The following is a 12,536-nucleotide window of genomic DNA, read 5'->3' as shown; positions in this document are numbered from 1 at the left end:
GCCCAAATGCGCCTTCAAATCTGTCGTACCATCAAACCCATGCAGTTTCACGTTTTTTCGAATCCGTATTATATTAAGCGATATCGACTGCAACATCACCGAGGAACCGATACCGATGAATCCTAAAGCGCTCATTCTGGATGGAAAGATTGACGAGGCGCGTGCCATGCTGATCGACCAGGTGAAAACCGCACCAACCGACACGGCGGCTCGTTCTCTGCTTTTTCAGGTCATGCTTTTATGCGGTGAGTGGGAAAAAGCCGGGCGGCAACTGGAGATTGCCGCCACCCAAAAAAGCTCACCGGACATGAACCAGGCGGTTTACCGAAATCTGATCCAGGCGGAAAAGGAGCGTCTGGCTGTGGCCAAGATGGAGCATCGGCCTACCTTTTTTCCTGATATCCCCGAATACTGTGAGGATTTCTTCGAAGCCCGAGAACTGCTTATCAGCGGTAAAATCGATGACGCGGCAAGCCGTTTTGCCCAAATTGATGCCGCCTTTACGGACGTTCAAGGAACCATCAATGGTCAGCCTTTCAAGGGGTTTCTGGAAACGGATACGACCTTGCGCTATTTTATTGAGGCCATTGAATATGAACGCTACCTATGGGTGCCCATCGCCAATATCCGGGAGCTGGTGATCACCCCCCCCGCGACCCTTATTGATCTCATCTGGGCCAAGGCGCGCATCACGACGTGGGAAGGGTTGACCATGGGGTGCTTTTTGCCGGTCCTTTACCCCAAATCATTTGAGAGCGATGACGACCGGATCCGACTTGGCCGTCTGACGGATTGGAAACCGTTGGGTGGCTCATTTTCCCGGGCCGTGGGACAGCACGTTTTTGATATTGGCGGAACCGATTACGCCCTTTTCGAGATCAAAGAGGCGGTTTTTCGATTGGCTACCGAAGAGGGGAAAGGAAGCGAGCATTGATCGATATTGAAGCCATCCTGACGCCCATTGAAGGAGAGAATCCCGCCGGGGAGAACCTGCGCTATACAGAGGCTTACGATGCCATTCAGGAATCGCGCCGCGAAGACGACCAAATGGATCGCGGCGACTGGGATCGTGAAATCAAAACGGCGGACTGGGAAGCGGTCAGGCGGCTCGCCGTGGAAGCGCTCAGCGAAAAGACCAAGGATTTGCAGATCGGCGTCTGGCTGGTAGAATCGCTCATTAAAACCGAAGGCTTCAACGGACTGGACGTGGGGTTACAGGTTCTTGCTGGTCTGTTGGAAAACTTCTGGGAACACCTTTATCCCGAAATCGAGGATGATGATCTGGATTACCGAATCGGTCCGCTTGAGTTTTTCAACGACAAACTGTGGGTCGTCATCAGACAGATAGCGGTGACCGACCCGAAGGTTGCCGGCGGTGGCTACTCATGGCTCCAATGGAAGGAATCCACGGAAGTCGGCACGAACCAAGAGGCCATTGCCGAGGGCAAAGTCGGTACGGAAGCATTCGAGAAAGCCCAGACCCAGTCATCGAAAAAATTCTACGAGACGCTGAATTCGCAAATTGAAGCGTCACTGGCATCATTTTTACGGTTTGACGATTTGCTCGACGAGAAATTTGGCCATGAAGCGCCGCGAACCGCTGATTTGAAACAAGCCGTCGAAGATTGCCAGCGGTTCGTCGCCAAAGTACTGAAGCAGAAGAAGGAACTTGACCCGGATCCGGATCCCGTCGAAGAGACGGAGGAATCACAGCCCGGGGAGCCCGGTCCCGGAAATGAGGACGAGACAACCGCCGAAGCGTCTGCCGCTTCCTCCTCCGCCCCCCGGCCGGTCGCTGCCACCGGTTCGGTTCAAGGGCAGATCGTTGTCGGTATGATCTCCGATACCGAGCCCCATGAGGCGGCGGTCTGGAACAGCGCGCTGACCGCCCTGAAAAACGAAGGCATCAAAAAAGCGCTGGATATTCTTTTTTCCGCTTCGTGCAGCGTTTCCAGCATACGGTCGAAAAATCGTTATCGTCTGCTTATGGCCAGGCTGTGTCTTCAGGCCAGTCGGCCCGATCTGGCCCGGCCGATAGCCGAGGAACTGAATACACTGGTCGAGGAACTGGGACTCGAACGTTGGGAGTCGCCGGTGTGGGTGGCCGATGTTCTGGGCGCCCTTTACCGCTGTCTCATCCAGGAAGAGGAAGGCAGTGAGGACCATTACCGCGCCGAGGAAATTTTTAAAAAGATGTGTACCATTGACCTGACAAAGGCGTTACAGCACAAACAGTAAAAGGATTGCTCCGCTATCCCGACGAATTGCCGTGATTGTGGAGCGATTCGATAAAATGACGTATCATCCCTGTATCTGAAAGGAGGAACACCATGGCCGAGAGTTTACAACACACATTGGACCGGGTTCGATCGCCGAGGGTCCAGATTACCTACGACGTCGAGATCGGGGATGCCATCGAGATGAAGGAAATTCCCTTTGTGGTTGGTGTGCTGGCAGATCTTTCCGGAAAACCGGATGAACCCCTGCCGAAAGTAAAGGATCGCAAATTCGTCGAGATCGACCGGGACAATTTCAATCAGGTTCTGGAAGGCATGAAACCGCGGTTGGCCTACCGCGTGGACAACAAACTGACCGATGACGACTCAAAAATGGCCGTGGAACTCCGCTTCAAATCATTGGACGACTTTCATCCCGAGCGGGTGGCCGAACAGGTGACGCCGGTACGCAAACTGGTGGAGGCGAGAAAGCGGCTTTCCGATCTTCTGGCCAAACTCGACGGTAACGACAAACTGGATGAAATGCTTCAGGATGTGCTGGCCAACACCGACTCCATCGAAAAACTCAGCCAAGAGGCGGGGGTCGAGGGGAAAGCGGAAGAAGGAAAAGAGGAATAGGCACCCGATTGGCGATAGGATTGTCGCTTGAATCAATCATGCCTTTTAAGACCGGCATTCGTCCGGTAAGTTTGAATGGGACCGCAAGGAGGATGATATGGCAGATCAGGAACAACAGGCTCAGCAAGAAGCGCCCCAGGAGGTACAGGAAGAAAAAGGCCTGCTGGATCAGATCATTTCGGAGGGGCGTTTGGCGCGGGAGGACAGCCAGAAAGCCTATGCCAAGGATTTGATCAGCGAGTTCGTTGGTCAGGTCATGGAAGGCACCATGACCATTTCGAAGGACACCGAGGCGATGATCAATGCCCGCATCGCCCAGATTGATAAATTGATTTCCGACCAGATGAATGAGATTTTGCACCATGAGGATTTTCAGAAACTGGAAGGCTCCTGGAGGGGGCTAAACTATCTGGTCAGCAAGAGCGAGACCGGCGAACGCATGAAAATCCGGGTGATGAATATCAATAAGAAGGACCTTCTCAAGGATATGGAGAAGGCCTCCGAGTTCGACCAGTCCGCCATGTTCAAGAAGGTTTATGAAGAAGAGTTCGGCATGTTTGGCGGTGCCTCTTACGGCGCGATGATCGGCGATTATGAATTTGACAATCATCCCCAGGACCTGGCCCTGCTCGAAAAAATGTCTCAGGTTGCCGCTGCCGCCCACGCACCGTTTATCTCCGCGGCGGGATCGAGTCTCTTTAACCTGGACAGCTTTACCGAACTGGGTAACCCACGCGACCTGTCAAAGATTTTCCAGAGTGCGGAATACGCCAAGTGGCGCTCGTTCAGGGATACGGAGGACTCCCGCTATGTGTCCCTGTGCGTACCGCACATTCTCATGCGGCAGCCTTACGGCAAGGCGAACATTCCGGTCGAAGCCTTTGATTTCGAGGAGAACGTCGACGGGACCGATCACAGCAAGTACCTGTGGGGCAACGCCGCCTATGCCCTCGGCGCGCGGCTGACCGATGCGTTTGCCAAATATGGCTGGTGTGCAGCCATCCGCGGCGTAGAGGGCGGCGGTCTGGTAGAGGGATTGCCCGTGCATACTTTTAAAACCGACGAAGGTGACGTGGCACTCAAGTGCCCCACGGAAATCGCCATCACCGATCGCCGTGAAAAGGAATTGGCCGACTTGGGATTTGTCCCCCTGGTCCATTGCAAGGGCACCGATTTTGCTGCTTTCTTCAGTACGCAGTCGGTCAACAAACCCAAAGTATACGATTCCGATGAAGCCAATGCCAATGCGCGCCTTTCCTCGCAGATGCAATACATCATGGCCACCTCGCGTTTCGCCCACTACTTGAAGTCCATGATGCGGGACAAAATCGGCAGTTTCATGACCCGTAGCGAGGCCGAGGATTTTCTGAACCGCTGGATCAGCAACTATATTCTCGGGGATCCCAATGCCGGACAGGAGATGAAGGCCAAATACCCCCTGAGCGAAGCGCGGGTGGATGTCTCTGAAATACCTGGAAAAACAGGTGCCTATCGCGCGGTCGCGTTTTTGAAGCCCCACTATCAGTTGGATGAGCTCAGCGTTTCCCTGCGTCTGGTTGCCGATCTGCCCCAGCCCGCTGGTGGATAATACCACTCATGGGGCTTGACCCATGTTTCAGGAAAGTAGGAATTTCAATGGTACGAGATCCAATGCAGCCACATTGGTTTTCGTGTGAGATGAACGACAAATATTTATCAGAGGGTGCCGGCGCACCCGGAAAAGGAGGCTGCCATGGCAGTTGACATGTTTCTGAAGCTCGATGACGTCCAAGGAGAGTCCCAGGATAAAACGCACAAAGGCGAGATCGATATCCTCGCCTGGAGTTGGGGCATGAGCCAGTCCGGAACCACCCATGCGGGCGGCGGCAGCGGCAGCGGCAAAGCCAGTTTCCAGGATATTTCCGTCACCAAGTATGTGGACAAGGCATCCAGCAGTCTGATGCGTATGTGTGCCAAGGGCACCCATATTCCAAAAGGACAGCTCACCGTTCGCAAGGCGGGTGATACTCCTCTGGAGTATATCGTGATGAAATTGGAAAACATTCTGGTGACCTCCGTGAGTACCGGAGGATCGGGTGGTGAAGACCGCTTGACGGAAAACATCAGTCTCAATTTTGCCAAACTCGACTATGTTTATAAAGAACAGAGTGGAAAGGGTTCCTCAGCAACCGATATGCCGTTCAAGGCAGACATCCCTGGTAATGATTTCAGTTAGGGATTGATTGAAGATGGACTATGGTCAGGCACCACTGCTGGACAGGCTTATCGACGAGGATCCTGCGAACTCCCGTGAGTCTGCCCAGCAGCGCCTGATGGATGCGCGCGAAATCAAGGCTCTGGTCGTCAGGGATCTGGAAAACCTGCTCAACTGCCGTCGAAGCATCGCGTCAATACCGGACGAATTGCGCGAACTGCAGAACTCCGTCGCCGTATATGGGTTGAAAGATTTTACTGCGCTGGGGGCAGACAGCCACCAGGTGCGGCAGACGATCCTGAAGGACGTGGAGAAGGCCATCGCCCGTTTCGAACCCCGCCTGAAAAATGTCAACGTGGTGATCGAGACCGGCGACCACAAAGAGCGCAGTCTGAGTTTTCAAATTTCAGCCATGCTGGTTGTCGATCCGATTCGCGAGCCAGTGGCCTTTGACACCTATTTTGATACGACCCGCAAAGCGTTCGTTATATCCGGCTGACCCTTATGGACGATAAACTGCTCGACTACTATGAACGTGAACTGACATTCATCCGGGAAATGGGGGCGATATTTGCTGAGAGATATCCCAAGATTGCCGGCAGATTGCTTCTCGAGAACGATAAATGCGAAGATCCCCACACCGAGCGGCTCATCGAAGCCTTCGCATTGATTAGCGGTCGGATTCACAAGAAGATCGACGATGACTTTCCGGAAATTACCGAATCGCTGCTCAACATCACCTATCCTCACTACATTAATCCCATTCCATCGATCTCGCTTTTGCGCTTCGATCCGGTAAAACAGAATATTTCTGAGAGTGGATACCAAATAGAGAGGGGAACCGAAGTCCTTTCAAAGCCGATTAAAGGTTCCCCGTGCCGGTTTTCCACGACGCAGGATTTGCATCTGTGGCCGGTGCAGGTCGCCCGAGCCGAAGTCAAGGAACCTCAGAAAATGGTTGCCGGTGCCGTTCAGGTCATCGAAGTTGAATTGGAAAGCATTAATAAAATCAATTTATCCAAGATTCAATGGCAGTCCCTGCGGTTTTTCCTCAACGGCCCAAGCCAGCATGTCTATCACCTGTATGAACTGCTGCTGAACCATGTGACCCATATTGAGTGCGAGGTTGCTGCAAAGAACGGAAACCGCGAAACCCATCGGTTCGATAAATCAGATATCAAACCCGTGGGATTCCAACGCGCGGAGGAAATTCTGCCATACTCCAAACGCTCATTTCCTGGATTTCTTCTGTTGTTTGAGTATTTCAGCTTCCCTGAAAAATTTCTTTTTCTCGATCTTTGCGGGATGGACCGTATCCAGAGGAAATTGCCTGCAAACCGTTTGGTTTTGCGATTTTTTCTCAACCAACCGGCGAAATCCGGGCTGGTGGTGAATGCCGATACGTTCTGCCTCAACGCCGTGCCGGTGGTGAACCTGTTCAAACGAATTGCAGAACCGATCCGGGTCGAACATCGCAAAACAGAATACCAGGTTATCCCCGATATAAGACGGCAGGGGGCAACCGAAGTATACGCGGTTGACGAGGTCACGGCGATTCTCTCCAAATCGTCAGGTGAAGCCGTAACGTATCGACCGTTTTACTCCATGAGACATTATCTGGGTGAGGAGGGCCTCAAGGAAGCGCAGACATTCTGGCACCTTTACCGCAGAGCCTCCGGGAAAAAAGATGATCGCGGAACGGACGTGTTTCTCTCTTTTTCCGATCTGGGACTGAAACCGGCGAGCCCGGTGGAGGATATCCTTACTGTCAGAGTGACCTGTACGAACCGGGATATGCCTTCGCGGTTGCCTTTTGGCGATCCTAAAGGCGATTTTAACCTCGAATCGGCTGCGCCCATCGCACGCATCGTCTGCCTGGTCAAACCGACCCCCACACGACGGCCTTTTCTTGGCGGGGACCTTCAATGGCGACTGATATCCCACTTGTCGCTCAACTACATGTCACTGGTCGGGGGCGGTGAAGAACCCCTTAAAGAGATCCTGAAACTTTACGATTTCGACAACTCCCTGGCCAACGCACAGCAGATCAACGGCATCGTCTCCATCGAGACCCGGCACGTGACGAAACGTATCAAACGCTCCTTCTGCCGGGGAATTCGGGTGACCATGACCTTTGATGAAGACAGATATGTTGGCACGGGTTTGTTTATGTTTGCCACGGTGCTGGAGCGGTTTCTGGGACAATATGTGTCTGTCAATTCATTTTCCCAATTCGAAATGAAGACGCTCCAACGAGAAGGAACGGTTAAGCTATGGCCGCCAAGAAGCGGAAATCAGGTGCTGATCTAAAAACGCAGCTGTTCGACCGGTTTTACGAATTCTCCTTCTACCGGGCCGTTCACCTGCTGGAGCGCCTCAGTGCCGGTAGAAGCGGCCTCGGTCAGACCCTGGCACCGGCCGACGAACCGGTTCATTTTACCGTAAAACCGGATTTTTCCTTTCCGCCAAGTGACATCTCAATGCTTGGGGACAACGGACCGGACGCACCGGCGACCATGCAGGTCGCTTTTATGGGGCTGACCGGACCTTCCGGTGTGCTGCCCCAATGGTATACCCAACTGATCATGGATCGGCGCAAAGAGAAGGACCATACGTTGGCCGCTTTTCTGGATATTTTCAACCATCGCCTGATCACCCTGTTTTACCTGGCCTGGAAAAAACATCGTTTTCCCGAAAACTACGCGTTTGGTGCCGCCGATCGGCTGTCGCGCTATTTGCTTAGTTTTTGCGGGCTTGGGACACCGGGACTGACCCGCATGATCGGGCTGCCCGAAGAATCGCTGACTTTTTACAGCGGCTTGTTTTCACGGCCGGTTGCCTCGGCGGTGGCCATTGAGGCGGCCGTGGCTTATTTCTCGGACTGCCGTGTGCGTGTTGAACAGCACGTTGAGCGCATTGTCGAATTGGATTCCCAGGATCAGACGCAATTGGGAAGCGCCAATGCCAGCCTGGGGGACGATGCCATTTGCGGCAGCCAGGTGTGGGAAAGTCAGACCAAGTTCCGTGTACACGTGGGGCCGGTGGATCGTGAAAAATTTGTGCGTCTGATGCCCATCGGAGACCTGCTGGTTCCGATTTTCTCACTGGTGCGCTATATGGTCGGCATTGAATTCGAATTTGAAATTCGCATCTATCTTAAAAAAGAAGAGGTCCCGCTATGCCAGTTGGGCGCGTCAGGCGGCGATGCCCCCATGCTGGGATGGACAACCTGGATTTCATCCCCGGGTTACGCCTACACCGAAGACATCTTTTTTACGTTTCAGGAGTATGACCTGCAGTTGATCAAGTTCTGATTTTTTTTATCAATCCCAGAGGCCGTGCAGCGGTGGACGGCCTGAATGCTCACCATCCGCAAAGGAGAGAAATATGGCCGTATCCAACCTCAAGTCACTGATCGGTAAACTCAATGAAACCTGTCGCCGTGCGCTGGAGTCCGCTGCCGGCCTCTGCATGTCCCAAACCCACTACGAAGTGGACATCGAGCATTTCCTGATCAAGTTGCTTGATCTGTCGGATACCGATCTGTTTAAAATTCTGCATCATTTTGAAATCAACGAAGCCCATCTGGTGGCCGACCTGACGCGTGCCATTGAATCATTTAAAACCGGCAATGCCCGTACCCCGGCCCTGAGCCCCCGGATCCCGCGCATGATCAAGGAGGCCTGGCTGCTGGCTTCGGTGGAATACCAGTCCCCGGCCATCCGTTCGGGCCACATTCTTTTGGCCCTGCTCGATAGCGAGGAATTCTCGCGCATGCTGCTCTCAAGTTCGGAAACCTTGAAGAAAATCTCCATCGAAACCCTGAAGGACAACCTGCAGGACCTGACCGCCGGAAGCGCGGAGGACGAAGGTGCTGCCGGTTTGCCCGAGGGCGGTGCTGCTGCCGGCCGTCGGCCCGCCGGACCTGCCGGCACCAAGGCCCTGGATCAGTACACCATCAACCTCACCGAGCGGGCCAAAAAAGGCGAGATCGACCCGGTGCTGGGACGTGATTTCGAAATCCGCCAGATGGTGGATATTCTCATTCGCCGACGCCAGAATAACCCCATCCTGACCGGCGAGGCCGGTGTGGGGAAAACGGCGGTGGTCGAGGGGTTTGCCCTGCGGATTGCCGAGGGGGACGTTCCGCCGATTCTTCAGAATGTGGCCCTGCACACCCTGGACCTGGGACTGCTCCAGGCCGGTGCAGGCGTCAAGGGGGAATTCGAAAACCGGCTCAAGGGGGTCATCAACGAAGTCAAGGCGTCGCCGGTGCCGATCATTCTTTTTATCGATGAGGCGCATACCTTGATCGGCGCCGGCGGGCAGGCCGGATCGGGTGACGCGGCCAATCTTCTCAAACCGGCCCTTGCGCGGGGTGAACTGCGGACCATCGCCGCCACTACCTGGGCTGAGTACAAGAAGTATTTTGAAAAGGACGCGGCCATGGCCAGGCGCTTCCAGGTGGTCAAGATTGAAGAGCCCGACGAGGAAAAAGCCATGGTGATGATGCGGGCCATCGGACCGTTTTTGGAAAAGCATCACAACGTGATGATCACCGACGAGGCCCTGGCGGACACGGTCAAACTGTCCAGCCGTTACATCTCCGGCCGTCAGTTGCCGGACAAGGCGGTCAGTGTGCTTGACACCGCCTGTGCCCGGGTGGCCATCGGGCTGACCACCAGTCCGCCGGCCGTGGAGCAGGCCCAGCGGCGCATCGGCGATATCGATCGCGAGATTAAAATTCTCAACCGCGAAATGGCCATCGGCCGGGATCATTCCGATCGCTTGGCTGAACTGACCGGCGAGCGCGAAGCCACCCAGGCCGAGATGGCCAAGCTGACCGAAAAGTGGCAGAGTGAAATGGAAGTGGCCGGACAGGTCCGTGACCTGTACCAGGAGATCCACGCCCTCTTGGACAGCGGTGACGAGGCCAAAGCGGAAATTGCCGCCAAGCAGGAGAAGCTCAAGGATCTGGAAGCCGAACTGGAGAAGCGGCAAGGTGATGATCCGCTGGTGCAGATTGCCGTGGATTCGGAAACCGTATCGGCGGTGGTTTCCGGTTGGACCGGCATCCCCACGGGGAGAATGCTCACCGATGAAATCGCCATGGTGCTCAAACTGGCCGATCGGCTCAAAGAGCGTATCATCGGCCAGGATCACGGGCTGGATGCGATCGAACAGGTGATCCAGACCGCCCATGCCGGAATCGAGGATCCCTCCAAACCCACGGGTGTTTTCATGCTGGTGGGACCCAGCGGCGTCGGAAAAACCGAAACGGCCCTGGCCCTTTCCGAGTTGCTTTACGGCGGTGAGCAGAACATGATCAGCATCAACATGAGCGAGTATCAGGAGGCGCACACCGTTTCCAGCCTCAAGGGATCCCCTCCCGGCTACGTGGGTTACGGTGAGGGCGGCGTGCTCACCGAGGCGGTACGCCGCAAACCGTATTCGGTGGTGCTGCTGGACGAGGTGGAAAAGGCCCATCCGGATGTCATGGAGCTTTTCTTTCAGGTTTTCGACAAAGGCATCATGGAAGACGGGGAAGGCCGCCGCATCGACTTCAAGAACTGCCTGATTATTCTGACCTCCAACCTGGGCACCGACCTGATCATGAACTTGTGCGCTGACGAGGAGACCATGCCTGACCCGTCCGGTCTTGGTGAGATGGTCAAACCCGAACTGCTCAAACATTTCAAGCCGGCTTTTCTCGGCCGCATGAAGATTGTGCCGTACTTTCCGATTACCGATGAGAACATGAAACTGATCGTGCGCCTCAAGCTAAACCGCATTGTCAAACGCATGCAGGAGAACCGGGATGTGGAATTCCTTTATGACGATGCCGTCGTGGATGCCATTGCCGGCCGTTGCACGGATGTTGACTCCGGGGCGCGCAATGCCGATCACATCATGACCAACACCCTGCTGCCTGAAATGTCTCGCGAACTGCTCAGCCGGCAGGCCGGTGGCGAGCAGATCAGCCGGGTGACGGTAACCATGGACGGTGAGGGGTTTGCCTACGACATCGCTTAGAATAAGGATTTGTTTTCGCGTCAGATTTCAAATGCTGGAAACAGGAACACCGGCAAGCTTATGAAGGATCCGAAATGCAAAACAAGCACGAAGCTGACGGTGACACACGACTGTCCATCGACCAAGCGGTGAGGTTCGCCATCGAACTGCAGCAAAAAGGACAGTTGAACAAAGCCGAAGGGATTTATCAGGATATTCTGGCCAAAATTCCCGATCATCAGGATGTGCTCCATTTTTACGGTATTCTGGAATTTCAACGCAGCCGCACCGATCAGGCCATCGAAAAAATCTCGGCTGCCATCGCGGCGGCGCCCGACTACATGGACGCCCACAACAACCTGGGCAACATCTACATGGAAAACCGGCGGCTGGAAGAAGCCGAGGCCGAGTACCGGCGCACCGTTGAACTGGCCCCCCGGCATGTGGGGGCGCTCAATAACCTCGGCACCGTCCTTCGAGCGTTGGGCCGCTTCGATGAGGCCGAATCCATATTCCGCGACACCCTGAAAGATCACGCCGATTTTTTCCCCCTGCATTACAACCTGGGGAACCTGCTTTACCAAAAAGGCGCGGAAGAAGAGGCTGTAGAGCATTATTTCAGAGCCGTGGTGCTTGACCCGGACCAGTCACGATCCAAAATTCGGCTGGGTCTGGCGCTGATCAAGCTGGGACGCAGGGAAGAGGCGGAACAATTGTATCGCGATTGGCTGGAGAAAGAACCCGACAATCCCGAAGCGCAACACATGCTGGCGGCCTGTTCCGGCGAAGCAGTGCCCGGGCGTGCATCGGATGCCTACGTCAAAACGCTTTTCAACCGGTTCGCGGACAGTTTTGAAGAGCAGCTCAATATCCTGGCGTACAAGGCGCCGGAATTTGTAACAGGCGCTGTCGCAACGCACTACGGCGAGCCTGAAAACAGTCTGGCAATACTCGACGCCGGCTGTGGTACCGGATTGTGCGGCCCCTTGCTGAAACCATTTGCCTTTCGTCTCGACGGCGTTGACCTCTCTCCCGGCATGCTCAAGAAGGCCGATGCGTCAGGAATTTACGACCGCCTGACCGAATCGGACTTGACCGGATATATCCAAGGGCACAGTGGCGTTTACGATGTGATCGTCGCTGCGGATGTGCTCTGTTATTTCGGCGATCTGGAAGATGTTTTTGCTGCTGTGGCAGATGCGCTCAAGCCCTCCGGACGCTTTGTTTTTACCGTGGAACGGGCCGAACCGGATACGAACAAGAACAACGGCGATTACCACATTATTCCCCAGGGACGCTATACCCATTCGGAGGCATATATACGCCGGATCGCCAATCAAAAGGGATTGACGTCCGAATCGATCACCCGCGACGTACTGCGCAAGGAGATGGGCCGTCCGGTTGACGGATTGGTGGTGACCCTTGCCAGGGCCTGAGGCGTTTCTGTCATACAGTAGCGAAGGAAGGGTCGGCAC

At 54.7% G+C, this 12,536-nt stretch carries 10 protein-coding genes; all 10 read left to right on the top strand.

Annotation, left to right across the window (positions count from 1 at the left end):
* Positions 1 to 115: 115 nt before the first annotated feature.
* The 10 genes from GN112_RS09800 (at position 116) to GN112_RS09755 (ending at position 12,497) form a co-directional block, all read left to right on the top strand.
* The gene (locus GN112_RS09800; protein ID WP_155310046.1) at positions 116 to 934 is read left to right on the top strand and encodes a type VI secretion system accessory protein TagJ; all 819 of its coding nucleotides are present in this window, start codon (positions 116 to 118) and stop codon (positions 932 to 934) included.
* Positions 931 to 2,238, top strand: coding sequence for a type VI secretion system protein TssA (gene tssA, locus GN112_RS09795; protein ID WP_155310045.1), 1,308 nt, complete (start codon positions 931 to 933; stop codon positions 2,236 to 2,238). Before GN112_RS09800 ends, tssA begins: the two co-directional genes overlap by 4 nt.
* A 92-nt stretch (positions 2,239 to 2,330) precedes the next feature.
* Positions 2,331 to 2,855: a type VI secretion system contractile sheath small subunit gene (gene tssB / locus GN112_RS09790; protein ID WP_155310044.1), complete on the top strand. Its 525-nt coding sequence runs from the start codon at positions 2,331 to 2,333 to the stop codon at positions 2,853 to 2,855.
* Positions 2,856 to 2,952: 97 nt separating this feature from the next.
* Complete coding sequence (gene tssC / locus GN112_RS09785) at positions 2,953 to 4,443, top strand: type VI secretion system contractile sheath large subunit (protein WP_155310043.1); 1,491 nt, start codon at positions 2,953 to 2,955, stop codon at positions 4,441 to 4,443.
* A 144-nt stretch (positions 4,444 to 4,587) separates the two neighbouring features.
* Positions 4,588 to 5,070, top strand: a complete 483-nt coding sequence (locus GN112_RS09780) for an Hcp family type VI secretion system effector (protein WP_155310042.1) — start codon at positions 4,588 to 4,590, stop codon at positions 5,068 to 5,070.
* A 13-nt stretch (positions 5,071 to 5,083) separates the two neighbouring features.
* Complete coding sequence (tssE, locus tag GN112_RS09775; RefSeq protein WP_155310041.1) at positions 5,084 to 5,548, top strand: type VI secretion system baseplate subunit TssE; 465 nt, start codon at positions 5,084 to 5,086, stop codon at positions 5,546 to 5,548.
* A gap of 5 nt (positions 5,549 to 5,553) precedes the next feature.
* Positions 5,554 to 7,359, top strand: a complete 1,806-nt coding sequence (gene tssF / locus GN112_RS09770) for a type VI secretion system baseplate subunit TssF (RefSeq protein WP_155310040.1) — start codon at positions 5,554 to 5,556, stop codon at positions 7,357 to 7,359.
* The gene (gene tssG / locus GN112_RS09765) at positions 7,323 to 8,363 is read left to right on the top strand and encodes a type VI secretion system baseplate subunit TssG (protein ID WP_155310039.1); all 1,041 of its coding nucleotides are present in this window, start codon (positions 7,323 to 7,325) and stop codon (positions 8,361 to 8,363) included. The genes tssF and tssG overlap by 37 nt, the downstream gene beginning before the upstream one ends.
* 73 nt (positions 8,364 to 8,436) lie before the next feature.
* Positions 8,437 to 11,082, top strand: coding sequence for a type VI secretion system ATPase TssH (gene tssH / locus GN112_RS09760; protein WP_155310038.1), 2,646 nt, complete (start codon positions 8,437 to 8,439; stop codon positions 11,080 to 11,082).
* A gap of 74 nt (positions 11,083 to 11,156) precedes the next feature.
* Positions 11,157 to 12,497 carry a tetratricopeptide repeat protein gene (locus GN112_RS09755; RefSeq protein WP_155310037.1) on the top strand — a complete coding sequence of 447 codons (1,341 nt, stop codon included), beginning with the start codon at positions 11,157 to 11,159 and terminating at the stop codon, positions 12,495 to 12,497.
* Positions 12,498 to 12,536: the final 39 nt, after the last annotated feature.

The sequence above is a fragment of the Desulfosarcina ovata subsp. ovata genome, assembly GCF_009689005.1.
In the GTDB taxonomy this organism is placed as follows: Bacteria; Desulfobacterota; Desulfobacteria; order Desulfobacterales; family Desulfosarcinaceae; genus Desulfosarcina; species Desulfosarcina ovata.
Note: the sequence above shows the minus strand (reverse complement) of the source record. Positions and strands in the feature narration are given on the sequence as shown.